General features: G+C 66.8%; 21 protein-coding genes, 1 other RNA gene and 1 pseudogene. 7 read left to right on the top strand and 16 right to left on the bottom strand.

The window, feature by feature from the left end:
• Positions 1-15 precede the first annotated feature (15 nt).
• Both ftsH and rlmE read right to left on the bottom strand, forming a co-directional pair.
• Positions 16-1995, bottom strand: a complete 1980-nt coding sequence (gene ftsH / locus D578_RS0104590) for an ATP-dependent zinc metalloprotease FtsH (protein ID WP_018948798.1) — start codon at positions 1993-1995, stop codon at positions 16-18.
• A 42-nt stretch (positions 1996-2037) separates the two neighbouring features.
• Entirely contained in the window at positions 2038-2664 is a 627-nt protein-coding gene (rlmE, locus tag D578_RS0104595) for a 23S rRNA (uridine(2552)-2'-O)-methyltransferase RlmE (RefSeq protein ID WP_018948799.1), read from the bottom strand.
• A gap of 67 nt (positions 2665-2731) precedes the next feature.
• Between rlmE and yhbY the strand changes: the two genes are divergently transcribed.
• On the top strand, positions 2732-3031 hold the full coding sequence (gene yhbY, locus D578_RS0104600; protein ID WP_018948800.1) for a ribosome assembly RNA-binding protein YhbY: 300 nt from the start codon (positions 2732-2734) through the stop codon (positions 3029-3031).
• A gap of 46 nt (positions 3032-3077) precedes the next feature.
• Here the strand turns inward: yhbY and greA are convergent, their stop codons facing one another.
• From greA to aroC, 6 genes are all read right to left on the bottom strand, one after another.
• Positions 3078-3557 (bottom strand): transcription elongation factor GreA, encoded by a 480-nt coding sequence (gene greA / locus D578_RS0104605; protein WP_018948801.1) that lies wholly within the window; start codon positions 3555-3557, stop codon positions 3078-3080.
• A complete protein-coding gene (carB, locus tag D578_RS0104610) occupies positions 3554-6787 on the bottom strand; it encodes a carbamoyl-phosphate synthase large subunit (RefSeq protein WP_018948802.1) in 3234 nt (1077 codons plus the stop codon). The genes greA and carB overlap by 4 nt, the downstream gene beginning before the upstream one ends.
• 59 nt (positions 6788-6846) lie before the next feature.
• Complete coding sequence (gene carA / locus D578_RS0104615) at positions 6847-7980, bottom strand: glutamine-hydrolyzing carbamoyl-phosphate synthase small subunit (RefSeq protein ID WP_018948803.1); 1134 nt, start codon at positions 7978-7980, stop codon at positions 6847-6849.
• Between the two features lie 1169 nt (positions 7981-9149).
• The gene (gene dapB / locus D578_RS0104620) at positions 9150-9944 is read right to left on the bottom strand and encodes a 4-hydroxy-tetrahydrodipicolinate reductase (protein ID WP_018948804.1); all 795 of its coding nucleotides are present in this window, start codon (positions 9942-9944) and stop codon (positions 9150-9152) included.
• Between the two features lie 95 nt (positions 9945-10039).
• Positions 10040-11203 carry an MFS transporter gene (locus tag D578_RS0104625; protein WP_018948805.1) on the bottom strand — a complete coding sequence of 388 codons (1164 nt, stop codon included), beginning with the start codon at positions 11201-11203 and terminating at the stop codon, positions 10040-10042.
• Between the two features lie 44 nt (positions 11204-11247).
• The gene (gene aroC, locus D578_RS0104630) at positions 11248-12351 is read right to left on the bottom strand and encodes a chorismate synthase (RefSeq protein WP_018948806.1); all 1104 of its coding nucleotides are present in this window, start codon (positions 12349-12351) and stop codon (positions 11248-11250) included.
• 148 nt (positions 12352-12499) lie between these two features.
• Here aroC and D578_RS0104635 point away from each other — a divergent pair, with 148 nt between their 5' ends.
• The 6 genes from D578_RS0104635 to D578_RS0104655 all read left to right on the top strand — a co-directional run bounded on the left by D578_RS0104635 (position 12500) and on the right by D578_RS0104655 (position 15885).
• On the top strand, positions 12500-13006 hold the full coding sequence (locus tag D578_RS0104635) for a heme-binding protein (RefSeq protein ID WP_018948807.1): 507 nt from the start codon (positions 12500-12502) through the stop codon (positions 13004-13006).
• 46 nt (positions 13007-13052) lie between these two features.
• On the top strand, positions 13053-13490 hold the full coding sequence (locus tag D578_RS0104640) for a rhodanese-like domain-containing protein (protein WP_018948808.1): 438 nt from the start codon (positions 13053-13055) through the stop codon (positions 13488-13490).
• 74 nt (positions 13491-13564) lie between these two features.
• Positions 13565-13750, top strand: a non-coding RNA gene (ssrS, locus tag D578_RS15320) — 6S RNA.
• A 28-nt stretch (positions 13751-13778) separates the two neighbouring features.
• Positions 13779-14441 (top strand): 5-formyltetrahydrofolate cyclo-ligase, encoded by a 663-nt coding sequence (locus D578_RS0104645; RefSeq protein ID WP_018948809.1) that lies wholly within the window; start codon positions 13779-13781, stop codon positions 14439-14441.
• Positions 14442-14723: 282 nt separating this feature from the next.
• Positions 14724-15203 (top strand): EVE domain-containing protein, encoded by a 480-nt coding sequence (locus tag D578_RS0104650; protein ID WP_018948810.1) that lies wholly within the window; start codon positions 14724-14726, stop codon positions 15201-15203.
• A gap of 4 nt (positions 15204-15207) precedes the next feature.
• Complete coding sequence (locus tag D578_RS0104655; RefSeq protein ID WP_018948811.1) at positions 15208-15885, top strand: glutathione S-transferase family protein; 678 nt, start codon at positions 15208-15210, stop codon at positions 15883-15885.
• Between the two features lie 321 nt (positions 15886-16206).
• Here D578_RS0104655 and D578_RS0104660 read toward each other — a convergent pair whose 3' ends face one another.
• From D578_RS0104660 to D578_RS0104695, 8 genes and pseudogenes are all read right to left on the bottom strand, one after another.
• Positions 16207-16485 (bottom strand): HigA family addiction module antitoxin, encoded by a 279-nt coding sequence (locus tag D578_RS0104660; RefSeq protein WP_018948812.1) that lies wholly within the window; start codon positions 16483-16485, stop codon positions 16207-16209.
• 93 nt (positions 16486-16578) lie between these two features.
• On the bottom strand, positions 16579-16782 hold the full coding sequence (locus tag D578_RS14785) for a type II toxin-antitoxin system RelE/ParE family toxin (RefSeq protein ID WP_231364059.1): 204 nt from the start codon (positions 16780-16782) through the stop codon (positions 16579-16581).
• Positions 16783-16878: 96 nt separating this feature from the next.
• Positions 16879-17154: a cupin domain-containing protein gene (locus tag D578_RS15330; RefSeq protein ID WP_026289186.1), complete on the bottom strand. Its 276-nt coding sequence runs from the start codon at positions 17152-17154 to the stop codon at positions 16879-16881.
• An 81-nt stretch (positions 17155-17235) separates the two neighbouring features.
• Positions 17236-17898 (bottom strand): annotated as a pseudogene (locus tag D578_RS14790) (DUF6064 family protein); the annotation flags it as partial.
• Positions 17899-17940: 42 nt separating this feature from the next.
• Entirely contained in the window at positions 17941-18882 is a 942-nt protein-coding gene (locus D578_RS0104680) for an aldo/keto reductase (protein ID WP_026289175.1), read from the bottom strand.
• Between the two features lie 362 nt (positions 18883-19244).
• A complete protein-coding gene (locus tag D578_RS0104685) occupies positions 19245-20093 on the bottom strand; it encodes a uroporphyrinogen-III synthase (RefSeq protein WP_018948815.1) in 849 nt (282 codons plus the stop codon).
• Positions 20090-21544: a siroheme synthase CysG gene (gene cysG, locus D578_RS0104690; RefSeq protein ID WP_018948816.1), complete on the bottom strand. Its 1455-nt coding sequence runs from the start codon at positions 21542-21544 to the stop codon at positions 20090-20092. The genes D578_RS0104685 and cysG overlap by 4 nt, the downstream gene beginning before the upstream one ends.
• 2 nt (positions 21545-21546) lie before the next feature.
• A complete protein-coding gene (locus D578_RS0104695; RefSeq protein ID WP_018948817.1) occupies positions 21547-24237 on the bottom strand; it encodes a nitrate reductase in 2691 nt (896 codons plus the stop codon).
• Position 24238 lies beyond the last annotated feature (1 nt).

Raw genomic sequence — 24238 nt, forward strand, 5'->3', positions numbered from 1 at the left:
CACAAAGTGGACGGATCAGGACTGCGGCGCAGGACCGCCGACAACGCCCTTATCATCGTCATCCCGGCCATCGGAGCCGTCCTTGGCGTCGCCCTCGGCATCCGGGACACCACCCTCGGCCTCGTCGCTGGCCTGCGCCGAACCACCGGAACCGCCTCCACTATCCCAATCCGCCGGCTCGCGCGGCTCGCGCCCGGCCATGATGTCCGCGATCTGCTTGTCGTCGATGGTCTCGTATTTCATCAGCGCCCGTGCCATCGCGTGCAGCGTGTCGACATTGTCGACCAGGATCTGCTTCGCATGCTGGTAGTTCGCATCGATGATGTGACGGACCTCGGCATCGATCTGACGCGCGGTGTCGTCGGACATCGGCTTCGACTTGCCCATCTGCCCGCCCAGGAATGGATGCCCTTCTTCCTCGCCGTAATCCAGCGGGCCGAGCTTGTCGGACAGGCCCCACTTGGTAACCATGTTGCGGGCGATCTGAGTGGCGCGCTCGATATCGTTCGAAGCCCCGGTGGTCACCTTGTCGTTGCCGAAGATGATCTCCTCCGCGAGGCGTCCGCCGAACAGGCTCGCCAGCTGGCTCTCCAGGCGCGTCTTCGAGTGGCTGTAACGATCCTCTTCGGGCAGGAACATGGTCACGCCCAGGGCCCGGCCACGCGGGATGATGCTGACCTTGTAGACGGGGTCGTGCTCCGGCACGGTCAGGCCCACAATCGCATGCCCGGCCTCGTGGTAGGCGGTCAGCTTCTTCTCGTCCTCGGACATGACCATGGACTTGCGCTCGGCGCCCATCATGATCTTGTCCTTGGCGCGCTCGAAGTCGGACATGTCCACCAGGCGCTTGTTGGAGCGCGCCGCGAACAACGCCGCCTCGTTGACCAGGTTGGCCAGATCCGCGCCGGAGAAACCCGGCGTACCGCGCGCGATCAGGTCCGGACGCACGTCGTCGGAGATCGGCGTTTTCTTCATGTGAACCTTGAGGATCTGCTCGCGACCGCGCACGTCCGGCGGCGGCACCACCACCTGGCGGTCGAAGCGACCCGGGCGCAGCAGCGCCGGGTCGAGCACGTCCGGACGGTTGGTCGCAGCAATCACGATGACCCCCTCGGTGCCCTCGAAGCCGTCCATCTCGACCAGCAACTGGTTCAGGGTCTGCTCGCGTTCATCATGACCGCCGCCCATGCCGGCGCCACGCTGGCGGCCGACTGCGTCGATCTCGTCGATGAAGATGATGCAGGGGGCGTGTTTCTTGGCCTCGGCGAACATGTCGCGCACGCGCGAGGCGCCCACGCCAACGAACATCTCGACGAAGTCGGAACCGGAAATGCTGAAGAACGGCACCTTGGCCTCGCCGGCGATCGCCTTGGCCAGCAGCGTCTTGCCGGTACCCGGAGAGCCGACCATCAGCACGCCACGCGGAATCTGGCCACCCAGTTTCTGGAACTTGGACGGGTCGCGCAGGAAGTCGACCAGCTCGGTCACCTCCTCCTTGGCCTCGTCGCAGCCGGCCACGTCGTTGAAGCTGACCTTGATCTGGTCCTCGGACATCAGCTTGGCCTTGGACTTGCCGAAGGACATCGCGCCCTTGCCACCGGCACCACCGCCCTGCATCTGGCGCATGAAGTAGATCCACACGGCGATCAGCAACAGGATCGGGAACCAGCTGATCAGGATGCTCATCAGCAGGGAGCGCTCGGCCTCCTCGTGGACATTGAGCTCCACGTTGTTCTGCAGCAGGTCGCCGATCAGACCGGGGTCGTTCGGGTTCACCGTGGTGAACGCCTGGCCCTCGATCGTCGTACCCTCGATCTTCTCGCCCTTGATGGTCACGTTGTCCACGCGACCGCCCTGCACGTCGCGAATGAACTCGGAGTAGGTAATACTCCGAACATCCTGCGTCGGCTGCTGCGGGCCGAAGTTGTTGAAGACGGACATCAGGACGACGGCAATTACCGCCCAGATGATCAGATTCTTGGCCAGACCGTTCAAAACGACACCTCGAAGAACATTAATCGTTAGCTTTTGGCAGCTTTACACATCCCGGGGCTCGCGCGCCAATACGTACACTTCGCGTGACCGTGGCCGCGACGCCTTCGGCTTGCGCACCTTCACCGAGCCGAACCGCCGGCGCACCTCGGCCAGATAGGCATCCGAGCCTTCACCCTGAAACAGCTTGACCAGAAATGCGCCCCCGGGGTTCAGAATCCGTGTCGCCAACTCCAGCGCCAGTTCACAAAGATGGATCGAACGCGGCAGATCCACGGCACCCGTACCGGTCAGGTTGGGGGCCATGTCGGAGAGCACCAGGTCGGCGCGCTCGTCACCCACCAGGGCAAGGATCGCGTCCAGCACGGCATCCTCGCGAAAGTCGCCGGTAACAATCTCCGCGCCCGGCACCGGGTCCATCGGCAGGATATCGGTGGCAATCAGCACGCCCTTGCGCCCAATCTTCCGGGCAGCGTACTGCGTCCAGCCACCCGGGGCCGCACCGAGGTCCACCACGCGCATGCCGGGTTTCAGCAACCGGTCGCGCTCATCGATCTCCTGCAGCTTGTACACCGCCCGCCCGCGGTAACCCTCCTGCTGGGCCCGCTGGACGTAGGGATCGTCGAAATGCTCCTTCAGCCAGCGCTGACTGGAGCGGCTACGCTTGGGCATTGAGCGGCCTCGCACCTGCGGACGGCGTGCTACAATTTTGACGTTTAAACACTAAAAATGGCCTCCTGTGAATCTGACCGACGCGCAACGCCGCCATCTGCGCAGCCTCGCCCATCCGCGCAAGCCCATCGTGACCATTGGCCGCAATGGGCTGACTGATGCCGTACTGGCGGAGCTGGAGCTGGCGCTGACCCACCACGAACTGGTCAAGATCAAGGTGAACATCGGCGACCGCGATGTCCGCAACGGCACCGTGGAAGAGCTCTGTGAACGCACCGGCGCCGCGCGAGTACAACGCGTCGGCTATGTCGCCACCCTGTTCCGCCGCAACCCGGATGACCCGAAGGTCTCCCTGGACCCGGCCTGACCCCACCGCCCGGTTGCGCCCCTGAGCGCGACCGGGCCCCGCCACGTCAGTTGACGTAGCGAACCTCCAGGATCTCGTATTCCGTCTCCCCACCCGGGGCCTGCACGGTCACGACGTCGCCTTCTTCCTTGCCGATCAGCGCCCGCGCAATCGGCGAGGACACCGAGATCATGTTGTTCTTGATATCGGCCTCATCGTCACCAACGATCTTGTAGGTGACCTGGCGCCCGTCCGCGGTCGCCTCCAGCACCACGGTGGTCCCGAAGACCACTTTGCCGGTCTGCGGCAGGGTGGCCACGTCGATGATCTGGGCGTTGGAGAGCTTCGACTCCAGCTCGCGGATGCGGCCCTCGACAAAGCTTTGCTGCTCGCGCGCCGCGTGGTACTCGGCATTCTCCTTGAGGTCGCCATGCTCGCGCGCATCGGAGATCGCGTTGACCACGCGCGGGCGATCCTCGCCCTTCAGCTTCTTCAGCTCTTCCTTCATCTTTTCCGCGCCAGTCACGGTCAAAGGCGTCTTGTTCATGCGCTTTTCCCTCCGAGATTTTCCTGGTGGAGGTCCTGCAGCCGGAAGACGTCATTCGCCCCCAGGTGATCCAGGGCCTGCACGGTGGCCTTGGCCCCGGCGATGGTGGTGGTATAGCCCACCTTGTGCATCAGCGCCTCGCGGCGAATGGTGTAGGAGTCGGAGGTCGACTGCTTGCCCTCCACGGTATTGATGATGAAGCTGATCTCGTCGTTCTTGATCATGTCCACGATATGCGGGCGGCCCTCGGTGACCTTGTTCACGCGAGTCACCTCAATGCCGGCTTCCTCCAGCACGTTCGCCGTGCCACGCGTCGCCAGGACCTCGAAGCCCAACTCCACCATGCGTCGGGCCACCTCGGCCACGTGCGGCTTGTCGATCTCGCGCACCGATACGAAGGCCTTGCCGGTGGACGGCAACAGCACGCCCGCTCCCCGCTGGCTCTTGGCGAACGCCTCGGCAAAGCTGCGCCCGACGCCCATCACCTCGCCGGTGGATTTCATCTCCGGCCCCAGGATCGGGTCCACGCCCTGGAACTTCGCGAACGGGAAGACCGATTCCTTTACCGAATAATAGTCCGGATAGACCGCGTCACCCACGCCCTGCTCGGGCAAGGTCTGCCCGACCATGCAGCGCGCGGCAATCTTGGCCAGCGGCCGTCCGACGCTCTTGGAGACGTACGGCACGGTGCGCGAGGCCCGTGGGTTCACCTCCAGCACGTAGATATCGTCGCCCTTGATCGCGAACTGGGTGTTCATCAGGCCGACGACCTTCAGGCCCAGTGCCATCTTGCGCACCTGCTCGACCATCTCGTCCTGGAGCTCCATGGACAACGAAAACGGCGGCAGGGAACAGGCGGAGTCGCCCGAGTGCACGCCGGCCTGCTCGATGTGCTCCATGATCCCGCCGATGATCACGTTCTCGCCATCCGAGATCGCGTCGACATCGACCTCGATGGCGTCATCCAGGAAGCGGTCCAGCAGTACCGGGGCATCATTGGAGACGGACACCGCGTTCTTCATGTAGCTGCGCAGGTCCTCGCGGTCGCGCACGATCTCCATCGCGCGCCCACCGAGCACGTAGGACGGACGTACGACCAGCGGGTAGCCGATCTCCTCGGCCAGCTTCTCCGCCTCCTCCTCGCTGCGCGCGGTGCGGTTCGGCGGCTGCTTGAGCCCCAGCTTGTTCAGCAGGGCCTGGAAGCGCTCGCGGTCCTCGGCCAGGTCGATGGAGTCCGGGCTGGTGCCGATGATCGGCACGCCGGCAGCCTCCAGGTCCCGCGCGAGCTTCAGCGGCGTCTGGCCACCGTACTGCACGATCACGCCGGCCGGCTTTTCGGTCGCCACGACCTCCAGCACGTCCTCCAGCGTCAGCGGCTCGAAATACAGCCGGTCAGAGGTGTCGTAATCGGTGGAGACCGTCTCCGGGTTGCAGTTGACCATGATGGTCTCGTACCCGTCCTCGCGCATCGCGAGTGCGGCATGCACGCAGCAGTAGTCGAACTCGATGCCCTGACCGATCCGGTTGGGCCCGCCACCCAGCACCATGATCTTCTGCTTGTCGGTGGGATCCGCCTCGTTCTCCTCTTCGTACGAGGAGTACATGTAGGCCGTGGTGGTCGCAAACTCGGCGGCGCAGGTATCCACCCGCTTGTACACCGGGCGCACGCCCAGGCCATGGCGGTGCTTGCGCACCGCCTTCTCGGTATCGTTTACCAGTTTCGCCAGGCGCAGGTCGGAGAAGCCGCGCTGTTTCAGACGGTACATCTCCTCGGCGCTGATCTCGCCCAGGATGCGGTCCTTCACGCCCTTCTCGACGTCCACCAGCTCCTGGATCTGGGCCAGGAACCAGGGGTCGATCGCGGTCAGGTCGAAGATATCCTGGATCGAGAAGCCGGCACGGAAGGCATCGGCCACGTACAGCACCTGCTCGGGGCTGGGGTTGGCGAGCTTCGTGCGCAGCTGATCGGTCACGTCGTCGGCCGTCAGATCGATGCGCTCGTCGAGGCCGTCCATCCCAGTCTCCATCGAGCGCAGCGCCTTCTGGAACGACTCCTGGAAGGTGCGGCCGATGGCCATGGCCTCGCCCACCGCCTTCATCTGGGTGGTCAGGCGCGCATCCGCCTGCGGGAATTTTTCGAAGGTGAAGCGCGGGATCTTGGTGACCACGTAGTCGATGGACGGCTCGAACGACGCCGGGGTCAGGCCGCCGGTAATATCGTTCTTCAGCTCGTCGAGGGTGTAGCCCACCGCCAGTTTGGCCGCGACCTTGGCGATCGGGAAGCCGGTCGCCTTGGAGGCCAGCGCGGAGGAACGTGACACCCGCGGGTTCATCTCGATCACGATCATGCGCCCGTTCTCCGGGTTGATCGCGAACTGCACGTTGGAGCCACCAGTCTCCACGCCGATCTTGCGCAGCACCGCCAGCGAGGCGTCGCGCATGATCTGGTATTCCTTGTCGGTCAGGGTCTGAGCCGGGGCCACGGTGATCGAGTCACCGGTGTGGATGCCCATCGGATCGAGGTTCTCGATCGAGCAGATAATGATGCAGTTGTCCGCCTTGTCGCGGACCACCTCCATCTCGAACTCCTTCCAGCCGAGCGCGGACTCCTCCAGCAGCACCTGGTTGACCGGCGAGAGGTCGATTCCGTTCTTGACGATGTATTCGAACTCCTCGCGGTTGTAGGCGATGCCGCCGCCCGAGCCACCAAGGGTGAACGACGGCCGGATGATCACCGGGAAGCCAATCTTCGGCTGGATCTCCTGCGCCTCCTCCCACGAGTGCGCGAGCATCGCGGTCGGGGTATCCAGACCGATATCAGCCATCGCCGCCTTGAAGTGATCGCGGTCCTCGGCCATGTCGATCGCCGCCTCGTTGGCACCGATCATCTCCACCCCGAACTTTTCGAGCACGCCTTCCCGGGACAGGTCCAGCGCGCAGTTCAACGCCGTCTGCCCGCCCATGGTCGGCAACACCGCATCCGGGCGTTCCTTCTCGATGATCTGGGCGACCGTCTGCCAATCCACCGGCTCGATGTAGGTGGCATCCGCCATCTCCGGGTCGGTCATGATGGTCGCCGGGTTGGAGTTCACCAGGATCACCCGGTAGCCCTCCTCGCGCAGGGCCTTGCAGGCCTGGGCGCCGGAGTAGTCGAACTCGCAGGCCTGACCGATCACGATCGGGCCGGCCCCGAGGATCAGGATGCTCTGGATGTCGGTACGCTTGGGCATGTGACGGCTCTCGCAGGCTGTCGAAATCGGAAATTCGGTCGGAAATTCGGGGGGCGACGTTAGCTGCGCGCGGTGCGCATCATCTCGACGAAGTCGTCGAACGCCGGGGACACGTCATGCGGCCCCGGGCTCGCCTCGGGATGGCCTTGAAGGCTGAACGCCGGGCAATCAGTGCGGGCAACCCCCTGCAGCGTGCCGTCGAACAGCGACCGGTACGTCGGCGTCAACGTCTCCGGCAGGTTGTCCTCGTCGATCGCGAAGCCGTGGTTCTGCGACGAGATCATCACTCGCCCGCTGGCCTCGTGCCGGATCGGGTGGTTCGCCCCGTGGTGGCCGAACTTCATCTTCACGCTCTTGCCGCCACTGGCGATCCCCAGCAACTGGTGCCCCAGGCAAATCCCGAACAGCGGCAGCTTGCGCTCGCAGAACGTGCGAATCGCATCGATCGCGTAGGTGCAGGGCTCGGGATCGCCCGGGCCGTTGGACAGGAACACCCCATCGGGCTTGAGCTCCATCACCTCGTCCACCGGCGTCTCGGCCGGGACCACGGTCACGCGGCAGCCGCGATCCGCCAGCATGCGCAGGATGTTCTGCTTCATGCCGAAGTCGTAGGCCACCACGTGGTAGTCGGCGGCTTTCGCATCGACCCGCGCCGGCTCTTCGCCCAGCTGCCAGGTCCCTTCCAGCCACTCGTAACGTTCCCGCGTGGTCACCTCGCGCGCCAGATCCATACCCTTGATCCCGGGGAATTCGCGCGCAGCCGCCAGGGCCGCAGCCTCGTCCACATCACCAGCCTGGATGCAGCCGCTCAGCGCGCCCTTCTCGCGCAGGATGCGGGTCAGCTTGCGGGTATCGATCCCGCTGATCGCCACAATGCCGTGGCGCAGCAGATAGTCGGGCAGCGACTCGCGCGAGCGCCAGTTGGACACCAGCGGCGGCAGATCACGGATGATCAGCCCCGCGGCATGAGCCCGCGAGGATTCGTCGTCCTCCGGGTTGGTCCCGGTGTTGCCGATATGCGGGTAGGTCAGCGTGACCATCTGCCGGTGATAGGACGGATCGGTGAGGATCTCCTGATACCCGGTCATCGCGGTGTTGAACACCACCTCGCCAACCGTCTGGCCCAGGGCACCAATCGCCTGACCATGAAACACAGTGCCATCTTCCAGGACGAGCAGAGCGGGCGCGGACACAGGGGGACCTCCGGGTGGTCTGGGTCGGGGCCGCCAGGCGATTCGCCGGCGGCGGTACTGCGATTCGTTCGGGATCTGCGACCCGACCTCGTCCGCACCGTTTCACCGGGGTATAAACCCCGTTTTCGGCAACAATTCGGTGCTCGGAGGACGGATACGATTACGCCCTCAAGTGTACGCGAGCGCCGCGCGCGGCGTCCAACGAGATCCCCATTTCCGGCGTCTCCGCCCGCCGCTCGTTGTGCGCTTTCCGGGCCCGAACATTCCCTACCCGGCCCAGATATGGGGCCGATGCTCCGTGGCTAATCCTAGTCTCTGAGGCTGGCCCTGGTTCATCGCCTGGTGTTTACGGTGGCTTCGGTCCGCCGCCTGCCAGGCGCTGACTCGCCAGCGCACCGCGAGGTACTTCTTTGCACGAGCAAAGAAGTACCTCGGAAACACGCCCGACTGCCGCGACCCCGGCCCGCTGCGCGGCCCGGGGTTTCCCTCGCTCCGAGGCTTTTCGCGGGCGGCGCTGAACTCGCTACGCCTTCGGCTCCGCTTAGACATCCAGCACCTTGAATCCCGCGAAAATCCTCTCCGCTCGGCGCGACGACAACGGGGGGAAAGTCCAAACAACGGCTATTCCGGCGCTTGTGCTCATGGATGGAGGCTAGGCCTTCGGTCATCCTGGGGCACGCTCGGCCTGCGGCCATGGCGTGGCGGGCGCCGGGGGTAGGATGCGGATGAGCGAAGCGAATCGCATCAGGGGTTCGCACGGCGTGGGGCACGGTGCGTTTCGCTGCGCTCAACCGCACCCTACGGGGCACGGCTTGGCAGGAATGTTGGGGTAGCGTCTGTTTTGACCTTCGCCCCCCGTATGGAGCCCCTCGCGGAGGGCGTGATGGGCCGGCCAGTTAACAATAGACACGGGGCGCTGGATGTCTGAGCGAAGCCGCAGGCGTAGCGAGGTCAGCGCCGCCGGCCCAGCGCGTCCGGAGCGAGGTTCCCGGGCGAAATCCGGGTGCCCTTCTTTGGGCACGTTCTTGGGCAAGCAAGAAAGCCAGTTGTTGATCAATAACGGGCGCGGCGCGCTCGCGAGTCAGCGCATGGCAGGCAGCGGACCGGAGCCACCGTAAACACCAGAGGACGAACCAGGCCCAGCCTTCGCCAAACGGAGAGCCAGCCGGCTAGAGGTCGCGCAGCCCCAGCACATCCTGCATGTCGAACAGCCCATTGCCGGCGCCGGCCAGCCAGACCGCCGCACGCGCCGCACCGGAAGCAAACACCGTGCGGCTGGAGGCCTTGTGGGTAATCTCCACACGCTCGCCATCCCCGGCGAACAAGGTGGTGTGCTCACCGACGATGTCGCCACCGCGCACGGTTGCAAACCCGATCGTGCGCCGGTCGCGGGCACCCGTCTGCCCCTCGCGGCCGTATACCGCATCCTGCTCCAGATCCCGCCCAAGGGTCTCCGCCACGATGCGCCCCAGCTTCAGCGCCGTACCCGAAGGCGCGTCCACCTTGTGCCGGTGATGGGCCTCCAGGATCTCCACGTCCACGCTGTCGCCCAGCGCCCGCGCGGCCAGCTCCACCAGCTTGAAGGTCAGGTTGACCCCAACGCTCATGTTCGGCGCATAAACGATCGGCAGATCGTCCGCGGCGGTACGCAGGCGCTGCTCCTGCTCTGCATCCAGCCCGGTGGTGCCAATCACCAGCGCCTTGCCGGCGCGCGCGCACAGTTCAAGATGCTGCATGGTCGCCTGCGGCGAGGTGAAGTCGATCAGCACGTCGAAGTCGTCGGTGACGGTCGCCAGATCCTCGACCAGGCGCACCCGGCCCTCCGCGCCCACCGCCTGACCGATGGTCTCGCTACCGGGCCGCTCACTGGCCGCCCCCAGCTGGGCATCGGGGTGTTCGTCCACCGCCTGCACCAGGTTCTGGCCCATGCGCCCACCGGCGCCTGCAATCGCAATTCGAATCATCGTTGTTCCATCCAGTGCTATCGATCCATCGGGTTACGCGCACCCTACGAAGCTTCGACCGTCCGCGCCAGTGGCGCCACCCTCACTCGGTCGATTCAGAGGGTGCGCACCGGCGTGCGGAAGCGCCATTCCCCGTACACCGAGGCGATCACGCCAGCGGCGGCCAGGAACGCAGCGAACACATACACCGAGGCGGGGCTGATGCCGTCCCACAGATAGCCAGCCACCAGCGACCCGGAAGCCCCGCCCAGCCCGAAGGCCAGCGACGAATACAAGGCCTGCCCGCGCCCCTGCAACCGCCCGGGGAAGAAATAGTGGATCAACGAGATCGCCGCCGCGTGGTACACCCCGTAGCTGGCCGCATGCAGGATCTGAATAAACAGCAGCATCGGCAGAGAATCCGGCACCGCCGCCAGCAACCCCCAGCGCAGCGTGGTCAACACCAGCGCCGCCGACACCAGCAACCAGGCGCCGAAGCGCAGGATCAGCCGCGGCATCAACAGGAACAGCACCACCTCGGCCGCCACACCCAGCGCCCACAGCTGCCCCGCCACAGAGCGCGAGTAGCCGGCCTGTTCCAGATACAGGGTAAAGAAGGCGTAGTACGGCCCGTGGCTCGCCTGCATGAAGAAGCAGGCCACGAACAGCGCAATCACCTCGGGCCGACGCAGTACGGCCAACAGCGGCGGGGCGTTGTTGTCCTCGTCCAAGTTGCGCGTCGGCTCGCGCACAAACTGCGTCGCCACCACGACCGCAATCAGGACCGCCAGCACGATCCACGGCAACCAGGCCACCGCGATCCGGTCGAAGGCCCACCCAAGCACGGCAACCGCCACGATGAAACCGACCGAACCCCACAGCCGCACCAGCGCATACCGATGCGCATCCCGGCCCAGCGAGCGCATGGTGGTCGCCTCGAACTGCGGCAGGATCGCGTTCCAGAAGAAGCTGTAGGCGGCCATCACCACGGCCAGCCACCAGTAACCGGTGTACAGCAGCACGCCGGTGAAGGCGACCGCCCCAGCCAGCGCGCCCCAACGGGCCACCGGCATGTGCGCGCCAGCGCGATCCGCCAGCCAGCCCCAGACGTTGGGCGCAATGATCTTGGTCGCCAGCACGATCGCCATCAATTCGCCGATCTGGGCGCCACTGAACCCCTCCTCGGAGAGATAGGGCCCCCAGAACGGCATGAACGCGCCGAGGCTGGCGAAATAGAAAAAGTAGACCGCGGACAGGCGCGCGTTCTGCGTCACTGCCATGACGGGACCGCTACACGATCAGGACGACACGGCCGAAGGCCGCGTCATTCGCCGGGAAGGTCGCGCAGCTCCAGCCCCGAGTCCGGGACATCGGCATTCTGTGCGCGGTGACGCAGGGCGTGGTCCATCAGCACCAGCGCCATCATCGCCTCGGCGATCGGGGTCGCGCGGATGCCCACGCAGGGGTCGTGCCGCCCCTTGGTGACCACCTCCACCGGCTCTCCGGCGGTGTTGATGCTGCGCCCGGGCAGACGAATGCTGGAGGTCGGCTTCATGGCGATACTGGCCTGCACCGCCTGGCCGGTGCTGATCCCGCCCAGCACGCCGCCGGCGTGGTTGGACAGGAAGCCCTCGGGGGTCATCTCGTCGCGGTGCTCGGTGCCGCGCTGGGTCACGGATTCGAAACCCGCGCCGATCTCCACGCCCTTCACCGCGTTGATGCTCATCAGCGCATGCGCCAGATCGGCATCCAGGCGATCGAATACCGGCTCGCCCCAGCCGGCGGGAACGCCGGTCGCCTCGACCGTCACCCGCGCCCCGATGGAGTCGCCCGATTTGCGCAGGGCGTCCATGTACTCCTCCAGCTCCGCGACCTTGTCCGGGTCGGGGGAGAAGAACGGGTTGTCGTTCGCGATCTCCGGCTGCTTCGGCTCCAGCTCGATCGGACCGAGCTGCGACAGCCAGCCGCGGATGGTGATCCCGTAGCGCTGCTCGAGATAGCGCCGGGCGATGCCGCCGGCCGCCACCCGCAACGCGGTCTCGCGCGCGGAGCTGCGCCCGCCGCCGCGATAATCGCGCACGCCGTATTTCTGGTGATAGGTGTAGTCCGCATGCCCCGGGCGGAAGCGGTCCTGGATCTCGCCATAGTCCTTGGAGCGCTGATCCACGTTCTCGATCAGCAGTCCGATCGGCGTACCCGTGGTGCGCCCCTCGAACACGCCCGAAAGGATGCGCACCTGGTCCGGCTCGCGGCGTTGCGTGGTGTGGCGCGATTGCCCCGGCCGGCGGCGATCGAGATCGAACTGCAGATCCGCCTCGCTGAGCTCCAGACCGGGCGGACAACCGTCCACCACCGCGCCCAGGGCCGGCCCGTGACTCTCACCAAAAGTACTGACGACGAACAGTCGCCCAAAGCTGTTTCCCGACATGCGCGTAGTGTAGCCGCGCCATGCCCGGCTGTCGCCTGTTCCCCCACCGCAGAGCCGGTCGGCAACCCCCGGAATGGCACGCTCGGCAACCACGTCCCCTATCTGCCATGATCGACATGCAGAACAAGAAACCAACAGGAGGAAACCCATGCCGAACTCCCTGACCCGCCTGGTGACCGGCACCGCCGCGGCCCTGTGCCTCGGCCTCGCCAGCAGCGCCCAGGCCGACGTCTATAGCCAGCGTTTCATGACGCTGGAACTGGCCAACGACATCGCCATGGGCGCCGTCGAGGCCTGCCGCGAGATGGGCCACCAGACCGCAGTCGTCGTGGTCGACCGCGCCGGCAACGACCAGGTGGTCCTGCGCGACCGCATGGCCGGCGTACAGACCATCCAGATCGCCGGCGACAAGGCGCGCGCCGTCACCATGTCCGGCACCAGCTCTGCCAACTTCCGCGACAACCGCGAAGACATCCGCATGGAGATGAACCACGTGGATGGCATCATCATGCTCGCCGGCGGCCTGCCGATCGAAGCGGCCGGCAGCATGCTCGGTGCGGTCGGCGTGTCCGGTGCGCCCGGCGGCGACCTCGACGAGGAATGCGCCCAGGCCGGGATCGACCGGGTCCAGGAACGCCTCGACTTCGCCATGTAGAAATCCGGGGGCCAAGGATCGGCGCCCCACCCAAACCGGAAACGCCATGACCTCCGACAGTCCGCACCCGCCCCCCGCACGCATCTCGCCGGTCGAGACCTTTGAGCGACTGCAGGCACGCCCGCGCGACCTGCTGATCGACGTCCGCTCGACCATGGAGTATCTGTTCGTCGGCCATCCGACCGGCTCCATCCATATCCCGTGGATCGACGAACCCGACTGGACCGTGAACCCACAGTTCGTGCCCCAGGTGCGCAAGCTGCTACTGGGCGGCGTCAGCGATCACAGCGAAGAGGCCCCGGCCCTGTACCTGATCTGCCGCAGCGGCAAGCGCACGCTGGACGCCGGGCAGGCCCTGGTGGACGCCGGCATCGAGCATGTCTTCTCGGTGGACGAGGGCTTCGAAGGACCACTGGACGAGAACCACCAGCGCTCCACCCGCAGCGGCTGGCGCTACCACGGCCTGCCCTGGGAACAGTGCTGAGGCTCGCGACGGATCCCCTACAGCTTCGGGGGTTGCGCGCACCCCGGGGGGTTTGGTTCATAATGAACTTGGACGCGTCACTGCGGCGTTCGATTGTGGCCCGGTGGTACCCTTGAGCCTTAATTTTTCACCACGGGACCGAGTACTTCCGTTTCGCTGTGCAGGTCCGTCTTCGAGCGGAAAGCCTAAAGATCCGGAGACTTCTCCCACCTGAGCCCTAGGTTCAAGGTCAAGGGCCACGCCGGCGCCTGCGGGGCGCGTCCACTTCTTTTTGATCCCGATTTCCTTATGCCTGCGGAAACCGACTCCGTTCAAGATTCGCTATCGCCCGACGATCTTCGTTCCCTGCGCCTGCGCCTGCGGCGTGCGCGAGCGGCTTTGTCGGACGCCCAGCTCGACCACCACTCCGCCGCCATTTGCGGACACCTGCTGCGCTGGTTCGAGCGCTGGCAGCCGCGTTGTGTCGGCGCCTATCGCGGCCTGCGCGGCGAGGTCGACCTGACCCCGCTGACCGTCGCCCTGGCCCGGCGCGGCACGCGCATCGCCCTGCCGGTGATGGACGACAAGCGCCCGGGGCGCATGCACTTCCACGCCTGGGCCCCGGATGATGCGCTGTGCCACAACGGCTTCGGCATCGCCGAGCCCTGCTTTGACGCCCCGCGCATCTGGCGCCGCGAGCTCCAAGTAGTGCTGATGCCACTGGTCGCCTTCGACGCCGCCGGCAACCGCATGGGCATGGGCGCCGGCTACTACGACCGCTACTTTGCCCGGCGCCGCTTCGGCATCCGCCGGCCGAAACTGATCGGCGTGGCCCACTCGCTGCAGGGTGTTCCGGTGCTGCCGACCCAGCCCTGGGACGTCCCGCTGGATGGCGTCGTCACCGAGCAGGGCTGGCATGCGCTGCCGGAGCGCGCGCGGCACAATACGCCCACCCAGGGAAACGCTGATTAATGTACACGTTCGCGTTGGTGCCCCAGGTTTTCCGAGACAAGGCGCGTCGTGCAGCGGGTAGTGATTCTACCCGCAAGCGGCGCAACGAAGGATCGGGGAACAGGGGGCACCAACCCCGAAGGGGCTCGGCCGCTTTTGCGCGCGCACGGCGTTGCGGCTCCCTTGTGCAGAATGACTGCACGGCAGTCACCGCGCCTTGTTCGCACGCAAAAGCGACTCAAGCGCGAACGTGTACAGTAATCAGCGTTTCCCTAACCCAACGTACACGCCCAAGGAAGACGCATGGCCTACTGGCTGATGAAGTCCGAACCCGACGAGTTCAGCATCGACGACCTGGAGCGCGTCGGCGTGGAGCCCTGGGACGGCATCCGCAACTACCAGGTACGCAACATGATGCGCGACGAGATGAAGAAGGGTGATCTCGCCTTCTTCTACCACTCCAACGCCAAGCCTCCGGGCATCGTCGGCATCCTGCGCATCGAGAAAGAGGCCTATCCGGACACCTGCGCCTTCGACCCCGAGGATCCGCACTTTGACCCGAAGAGCGACCCGGACAATCCGCGCTGGCTGCGCGTGGATGTCGCCTTCGAGGAGAAGTTTGGCGACCTCATCACCCTGGACTGGCTGAAGCAGCAGCCGCAGCTCGAGGACTGCCCGCTGGTGCGCCGCGGCAACCGCCTGTCAGTGATGCCGATCGCCCAGGACCAGTGGGACTTCATCCTGAGTCACGCCCAGCGCGGCCAAAGCCCTCGAGGACAATAACCGCGTGGCCACGCTCTACCACTTCCCGCACGACGCGAAGGCCGACCGGCTGCGGCTGGCCTGCGGCTACAAGGGCGTCGCGCTCGAGAGCCGTGCGCTGGACTGGTTCGACGACGAGACGTTCTTCGAACTGGGCGTGGCCCGCCAGTCACCGATCCTGCAAACCGACGACGGTACTCTGCACACCGACACCGTCACCGCACTGCGCGATATCGACCACCTGTTCCCGACCGGCAAGCCGCTATCCGATGGCGTGATCGCCGAGGACGCCTGGCAGGCCCTCGTGGACTGGCGCGCCAAGGTGGAAATCGTGCTGGATCGGCTCTACGCCCCGCTGGCACCGGGCTTTCACAGCATCGGCGAGAGCGCCGAGGCCCTGGCCGACTACAAGGCCCACGTGCAGCACCGCTTCGGCCTGTCGCTGGAGGAGCTCGCCAACGACCGCTACGACGGCTACAACCAGCTCGCCAAGCTGAGCCACCTGCCGGAACTGGCCAAGCACCTGGCCGCCAACCGCTTCTACCTCGGCCAGCCGTCGATCGCCGACTGCGTGATCGCCGCCGACCTCTACCCGCTGCAGATGCACGACGGCATCAACCTGCCAGTCGACATGCTCTACTACCTCCGCCGCGTCGAGGAGACCTTCAACACCTCCCTCAACACCCACTGGCTCGCCCGCTGACCTGTTGGCGACAACCCTTCAACGGGCCATGCCCCGCGTCCCTCATCCACAGCACTCAGACTCGTCGCCATCGCGAGGAGCGCAGCGACGTGGCGATCTCGCAGGGACCCCGGCCCAAGCGCAGGCCAGAGTCATTTCACCCAAAGCGGTAGTGCTTGCGGATGTCGCGGTGGATCTCCCAGCTCGTAGGATGCGTTGAGCGCAGCGAAACGCATCAGGGGGTCACACAGGGCGTGGGACATGGTGCGTTTCGCTACGCTCAACCGCACCCTACGGCGAGTGAACAGGATTTCGCTTCAAACGCACCTGCGGCATCGGGGATCACGCGGCCGCAAAGCGCTGGATATGATTCTCGTCCCGCGACGCGGCCCGGGCCAGATCGTAGTTGGTCTGCATGGTGAGCCAGTGGCGTGCCTCGCCAATCCCTCCACTCTCCAGACGCACCGCAAAGTCCGGCGAAATGGCGGCGTGTTCGTTGAGAACACGCGAGACCGCGTTGCGGGACATCCCCAAATGCGCGGCAAACTCGGTGACCGAAAGACCCAGCCCCGGCAGCACACGCCGGCGCAGGATCCGCCCGGGATGGGGCGGGTTCCGCATCGCCGTGTCTTCCTGAAGGTCAATGGTAGTCTTCATAATCCACCTGATCCGCATCGTCGCCACTGAACGTGAAGGTGACGACTCAGTTGCCGTTCACATGCACCGAGTAAAAGCCCGCGCGATCCCCACATAGCGGATGGAAATCCAGCCCGGGAGGTCCATCTGTCCCGGATGGGTCGCCGCATCCAGCAGCGCGAGAATATCTTCCAGGTCTTCCACATGGTCCGCCGGCAACCCACGGCGGTCACCCTTCGCGTATAGCCGTTTGAGTCCCTTGTGGCGGATCTTACTGATCATCGGCCTTCCCTGGCAGCGACAACTCCAATGCAATGCGTAACGTTACAGTGGTCAAACCCAGCGCTAGTCAAACGTCACCACGCCTTTCGCGAAAGATCAGCCGAAGCGGTAGTGCTTGCGGATGTCGCGGTGGATCTCCCAGGTGCAGTCCATGCCTTCGGGGAAGGTCACCAGGTCGCCCTCGCCAACCGTAACCGGCTCGCCACCCCCGTCGGGGGTGACCGTGACCTGGCCTTCCAGGATGTAGCAGACCTCGCGCTCGTCGTAGTGCCAGGGGAAGGTCGAGACCTCCTTCTCCCATACCGGCCAGTCGAGCACTCCCAGGCGCTCCAGGTGGTCGTGATCGGGACGGTGAATCACTTCGATGGACATGACAGCCTCCTCTATATCGCGAGGACGCGAGCCTAAACCGAACCCGCCCGAGGGCCAACCGGTGGTGACCCCGGTCAGCCCCCCCGGGCGCAGGCCAGCCCGCTCCGCGCCTCCAAAGCGCCGCATCAGCAGGAGCACGAACGCGCCCACGCCGAGGACGGCCGGCAGGTACTCCAGCCACAGGCCAAGGCCCCAGGCCATGTAGCCGGTGACCAGCGCCCACAGGAGCGGGATGATCGCAAGCACCAGCGGCGGGCGCGACGGCACCAGCAACAGCAGACCCAGGGTCAGCAGCATCACCGGTCCCGGGGCCACACCGACATATTGCAGCTGCATCCACGGCGTGTCGGCCAGCGCGGTATCCAGAAGTGGATACGCCACGACGGCATAGGCGATCAGCACCATCGCTCCACCACCCGCCAGTCCGCCGGGCCAGCCGAACCGGACCTGGCCCATCAGGGTCAGCGCGAACACCAGCATCAGGCCCTGGGCCACGAACACCCCGGCCAGCCACTCGGCGGCGAAGTGAAACGGCGCCAGCGAACCGCCGAAGAACACGATCCCGGTCCAGACCCACAGCACCCCCAGCAACAGGCCTGTCACGCGCCCAGCTGCGCGCGAGCGATGGAACACCAGTGCCAGGGCGACAAGCGCGAACAGCGCAGCCACCCCGTGCAGCGGCCAGATCGCGGTGTTGTACTGGCCCAGGATCGCCAGCCAGGTCGGTGCCTCAAACGGCAGCATGTCGCCTCGCCTCCTTGGGCGTACTTGTATGGTCGCCGAACCCTACAGGTCCTGCACGTACGCGACCATGCGGCTGCGCATCCCGGCGTCCGGCATCGGCCCGTACAGGGCCCCCATGTTCTCTTCCATATGCTCGACCACCGAGGTGGCCGGGATCGCACAGGTCACGCCCGGGTGCGAGACGATAAATTTCAGCAGGAACTGCGGCCAGTTCTCGCATTCGATCGTCGCCGCCCACTTCGGCAGCGGATACCCCTCAAGCTGATTGATCAGCGCCTTGCGCCGGAACGGCCGGTTCGCGATCACCGCGACCCCGCGCTCCCGCGCCAGCGGGAGCAGACGCTCTTCCACCTCGCGGTCCTGGATGTTGTAGGTGAGCTGCACGAAGTCCAAGTCCTCGCGCCGCAGGATGCGCTCCAGCTCGTCGTGCCGCCGCCCGTGCGAGGTGGTCACGCCGATATAGCGAAGCTCCCCCGCCGCGCGGCGCTCGCGCAGGGTGTCCAGATGCGCCTCCCAGTTCTGCAGGTTATGCACCTGTTGCAGGTCCAGGGTGTCGACACCCCACAGGTCCCGCGACTCCGCATGCTGGTCGCGACCGGTGGCGGTGCTACGCGTCCAGATCTTGGTCGCCGAAAACACACCCTCCGGATACTCCAGTTCGCGCAGGCCATGCCCCACCACCGCCTCCGCACGCCCGTACATCGGCGACGAATCGATCATCCCGCCGCCGCGGCGGAAGAAGGCCTCCAGAATCCGGGTACGCACCGCCAGCGCATCCGGCTCCTGCGGCACGTTGAAGGTAATCCAGGTCCCCATCCCGATCACCGGGATCTTCTCTCCGGACGACGGGATCGGCTTGCGCTGGGGCTCACGCCCCGTAGAGGCGCCCCCGACAAGGGGCCACCCTGCGCCGGCCGCCACTGCAGAACCGGCCATCCAGCGCAGGAAGGAACGACGCGAACGCCGCGAGAAACGTTGATTCATGGTCCGGACCATGGAAAGGAAACCCAGCACCGTGGGCCATCCAACCGCTGCACAAGTTCCCTACAGCGCCGTTCTTAGGGAGACGCTGATTGAATCGCGCGCTCGCGCTCGAGTCGCTTTTGCGTGCGAACAAGGCGCGGCGACCGCCGTGCAGTCACTCTGCACAAGGGAGCCGCAACGCCGGGCGCGCGCCCGTTTTCGTCAACAACGGGCGGCCGAGCCCCTACGTTCAATGGCTTGTGGGGTTGGTACCCCAGGTTCCCCGATCCTGCGTTGCGGCCCTTGCCGGTAGAACCACTACCGGCCGCGCACCGCGCCTTGTCTCGGAAAACCTGGGGCACCAACGCGAGCGTGCGATTCAATCAGCGTCTCCCTAGATGCCGGGACAGGGCCGAGACCAGGGGTTTCATGAAGTACTGGCCCTCGGGGACCACCGTGGGGGTGATGCCGTGGGCGCGCAGTTCGTCGGCTACCACGGGGCCAATCGCCGCGACCACGGTCCGGGCCAGCGCCGCGAGCAGCACGTCTTCCCGCGCATCGGCATGGGCGACGCGGACCAGACGCCGGACCTGGGCCTGGCTGGTGAAGGCGATGGCATCCACCTCCCCTGCGATCAGGGCCTCGATGAGCTCGCTCACACGCCCGGTTTCGGCGGCATCCGCGTAGCGGTAGGGCCAGACCGGGAATGCCTCCGCGCCGGCCTGCCCCAGGAAATCCAGCAGGCGGCGGTTGGGCTCCGCGCCGTAGAGTTGCACGCCGATGCGCTGTCCGCCCAGGTCCTGCCCGGACAGGGTTTCGATGATCCCCTCGGTGGTCGGTGCGGCGGCAACGGCATCCGGCCGGACCCCAAAGGGCTTCATCGCGCGCCCGGGTTTAGGGCCGCGTACCAGCGTCGGCGTCCGGGCCACGGCCGCCAGCCAGTCGTCCTCGCGCCCGGCGCGAAGGGCAAACCCGGTCAAGCGGGTAAAACCCTCGCCGGTCAGGACGATCAGCCGATCGAACGGCGCCTCGATGACCGTGTCCAGCCAGGCCTCGATGGCCACCTGATCGGGACTGTCGTGGATCGCGACCAGCGGGCAGCGCCAAACCTCGGCCCCGCGCCGCTCCAGCAGACCCGCGAAGATCTCCAGCGCCCGGCTCTCCGGGAGCGCGACGCGACAGCCCGCAAGCGCGTCGGCGGTCGCATCCGGCATGGCGGACGCGGCATTCACGCTGCGCTCGCCGCCGCAGCTTGAGGGCCCGGCATCGGCTGCGGGAACACCGTGGCCGCTCCGGCATCCGGCTGGAACCAGGCCAGGCGCGAGTGGCAGGCGGCGACCTCGCCGATCACGATCAGGCTGGGCGAGCCCACCTGTTCGCGCTCGGCGCGAGCGGCCAGGGTATCCAGGGTGCCGGTGACCACGCGCTGGCGCGCGGTCGTGCCGTTCTCGATAATCGCGGCCGGGGTCCGCCCGGCGCGGCCCGCACCCTTCAGGCCCTGGCAGATCTCGCCCACGCCCTTGCGGCCCATGTAGAACACCAGCGTCTCGCGGGTGTTCGTCAGCTGCGACCAGTCCACATCCAGCCGCCCCTCGCGGGTATGGCCGGTGATGAAGCGCACCGACTGGGCATGGTCACGGTGGGTCAGCGGGATGCCCGAATAGGCGGCACAGCCACTGGCCGCGGTAATGCCGGGTACCACCTGATAGGCCACGCCATCACGGGCCAGCACGTCCAGTTCCTCGCCACCGCGGCCGAACACGAACGGGTCGCCGCCCTTCAGCCGCGCCACGCGCTTGCCCTCGCGCGCCAACCGCGAGAGCAGTGCGCTGATCTCCGCCTGCGGCACGCAGTGGTGATCGCGCTCCTTGCCGACATAGAAACGCTCCGCCTCGCGCCGGGCCAGGTTGACCACCTCGGAGGACACCAGCCGGTCATAGACGACCACGTCCGCCTGCTGCAACAGGCGCAGCGCGCGGAAGGTCAGCAGGTCGGGATCGCCCGGCCCGGCGCCAATCAGATAGACCTCGCCCGGCGTGGCGGCATCCGCCTCGTTCAATTCCTGCTCCAAGCGCTCTGCCGCCGCGTCCATGCGCCCGGCTAGGGCCAGCTCGGTGGCCGGCCCGGCAAACGCCCGCTCCCAGAAGGCGCGCCGCGCGTTCACGCTGTCGAAGTGGGCGCGCACCCGGTCACGCAGGCGACCGGCCAGCTCCGCCAGGCGCCCGTAGCCGGACGGGATCAGGCTCTCGATCTTCGCGCGCAGCAGACGCACCAGGACCGGGGCGCGGCCACCGGAGCCGATTGCGATGGTCAGCGGGCCGCGCTCGACGATGGCCGGCAGGATGAAGCTGCAAAGGTGGGGCTGGTCCGCCACATTCACCGGGATAGAACGCGCGACACAGTCCTCCGAGACCTGACGGTTTGCGGCCGCGTCATCGGTCGCGGCGATCACGATCGCCACCGGTCCCAGGCACTCGGTTCGGTAGGCACCCGGCTCGCGGGTGATCTGCTCCGGGTGCTCGCGCAACAAGCGCTCGGCGGCATCACTGTACTCAGGGGACCGCAGACGCACCCGCGCCCCGGCCTCCAGCAGCAGCGCTGCCTTGCGCGTGGCCACCGGCCCGGCCCCGACCACCAGGGCCTCGCGGCCGTGCAACTGCATATAGATCGGCAGGTGTTCCATGCTCATCCCTCCCGCGCCACGGGGTCCGTGGGCGCCTCGGCTTGTTCATTCAACAGGGTCTGGATCTCGGGGCGGCAGGAGCCACAGTTGGTGCCGGCCTCGAGACAGGCACCCACGGCCTCGCAGGTCGCCAGCCCCTGCTCGCGGATCGCCGTGCGGATGCGGGTCGCGTCCACTCCGAAACAGGCGCAGACCATGCGCCCGCGCGCGGCTTGTCCGTTCGGCGGACGGCCCGTGAGCAGCGCCATGCGTTCGTCATCGGTAATCGACTCGGCCGCGAACAGACCGCCCAGCCATTCGCGCTCGGGCAGGCCCCGGTCGGGTCCCGCGAAGAACACGCAGGCCAAGCGCCCCTCCTGAATGCGTGCGGCGCGGTAGCGACCACCCGCTGGGTCGGCGAACTCCAGCCACTCGCCGGGACCATCCAGGCGCACCCGCCAGTCGGCGATCTCGAGTGGCGCGCCGCGTCCGGCCAGTTCGAAGCGCAGATGCCGCGGGCCGCGCGCGGTCACCGCGTAGTCGGCCTCCGGGAGGCTCACCGGCTCGCGGCTCAGCACGAAGCCGTGCCAGTCCATCGCCGCTGGGCGCACGGACACGGCGGTGTGCTTGAACGCCGGCTGCCCGGAGACGGGATCGACATGCGCGGGCACCAGGGCATCCACCCGCGCGAGGCGCGCGATCGGCCGACTCCAGTGCATCGGCACGAACACGCTGCCGGGGCGTTGCTCGCGACTCACCTGCACCCGCGCCAGCAGACGCCCATGACGGCTGGTCACCTCGGCCAGATCGCCCGCCTGCACACGGAACAGGCCGGCGTCCACCGGATGGATCTCGACGAACGGCTCCGGCTGGTGGGCGCTCAGGCGCGGGGTACTCGCAGTGCGGGTCATGCTGTGCCACTGGTCGCGGATGCGGCCGGTGTTCAGGCGCAGCGGGTACTCGGCATCGATCGAGTCGGTCGGGGTTTGCGGGGTCACGGCGGCGAGCCGTGCCCGGCCGTTGGCCGTAAAGAAGCGGCCGTCGGCGTAAAGATGCGCAGCACCCGTCTTGCTGCCGGCGGGCAGCGGCCACTGCACCGGTTCGAGGACCTCAAAGGCATCCGCGTCGAGCGCGGCCAGTGCGCCGATGTCGAAGTCGCGCGTTCCATTGTTCTCGAACGCGGACAGCGCCGCGTGCTCGCGGAAGATCTCCACCGGGTGCGAATAGGGAAAGGTCTCGGCAAAGCCCAGGCGGCGGGCGACCTCGGCCAGCGCCCACCAGTCGTGGCGCGCCTCGCCCGGGGGTTCCCGGAACGGGCGCTGGCGCGAGATACGGCGCTCGGAGTTGGTGACCGTGCCGTCCTTCTCGCCCCAGGTGGTCGCCGGCAACAGCACGTCGGCCACGCGGGTCGTCTCGGTGTCGCGCACACAGTCCGAAACCACGACCAACGGGCAATCGCGCAGGGCCCGCTCGAAGCGCTCGGCCTCGGGCAGGCTGAACAGGGGGTTGGTGCCGATGATCCAGATCGCCTTGATCTGCCCCGATTCGACCGCGCGGAACAGATCCACCGCCTTCAGCCCCGGCTTGCGCGCCAGGTTCGACGCGCCCCAGAAGCGGCCTACCCGATCCAGGGCCTCGTCGTCGAAGCCCATGTGCGCAGCCAACTGGCTGGCCAACCCGCCGACCTCGCGCCCGCCCATCGCATTCGGCTGCCCGGTCAACGAGAACGGGCCCATGCCCGGGCGCCCGATGCGGCCGGTGGCCAGGTGCACGTTGAGGATCGTCCCGGCCTTGTCCACGCCGCTGTCGGACTGGTTGATGCCCTGGCAGAACGCGGTAACGGACCGCTCCGTTCGGGCGAACCACTGAAAGAAGGTGGCCACCGCCTCGGGGTCCAGTTCGCAGGCCTCGGCGGTCACGGCAATCGACGGGCTGGAGGCGCGGGCCGCCGCCAGGGCGTCGGCAAAGCCATCGACGTGGCGTTCCAGGAATGCCGGGGCCAGGGCATCCTCGCGGCGCAGGTGATCCAGCAGCCCGTTGAACAGCCATGCATCCGTGCCCGGCGCCAGCGGCAGGTGCAGGTCGGCCGCCTGGGCGGTGGCCGTGCGCCGCGGATCGATCACCACCAGCTTCATCTCGGGGCGCGCCGCGCGGGCCGCCTGCAGGCGCTGGAACAGGACCGGGTGCGCCCAGGCCATATTGGACCCAACCACCACGACCAGGTCGGCCTGTTCGAAGTCGGTGTAGCTCCCCGGTACGCCGTCCACACCGAAGGCCCGGGTGTGTGCGGCCACGGCCGTGGACATGCAAAGCCGCGAGTTGGTGTCGATGTTGGCCGAGCCGACGAAGCCCTTCATCAGCTTGTTGGCCACATAGTAGTCTTCGGTCAGGATCTGCCCCGAGACATACAGCGCCACCGCGTCCGGCCCGTGGCGGTCGATCACCTCGCGAAAGCCACCCGCGACATGATCCAGCGCCGTGTCCCAGTCGACGCGCGTGCCCTCGATCTCCGGGTGCAACAGGCGCCCCTCGTCCCCCAGGGTCTCGGCCAGCGCCGCTCCCTTGGAACACAGGCGCCCGGCGTTCGCCGGATGGGTGGCGTCGCCACGCACCGCGACCGGAAACTCGCCATCGGGCGTCGCGGTCACCTCCACGCCACAGCCGACCCCACAATAGGGGCAGGTGGTACGCGTCACGGCGTCAGACGTGGCCATC

It is taken from the genome of Thioalkalivibrio sp. ALMg11 (assembly GCF_000377905.1).
Taxonomy (GTDB): Bacteria; Pseudomonadota; Gammaproteobacteria; order Ectothiorhodospirales; family Ectothiorhodospiraceae; genus Thioalkalivibrio.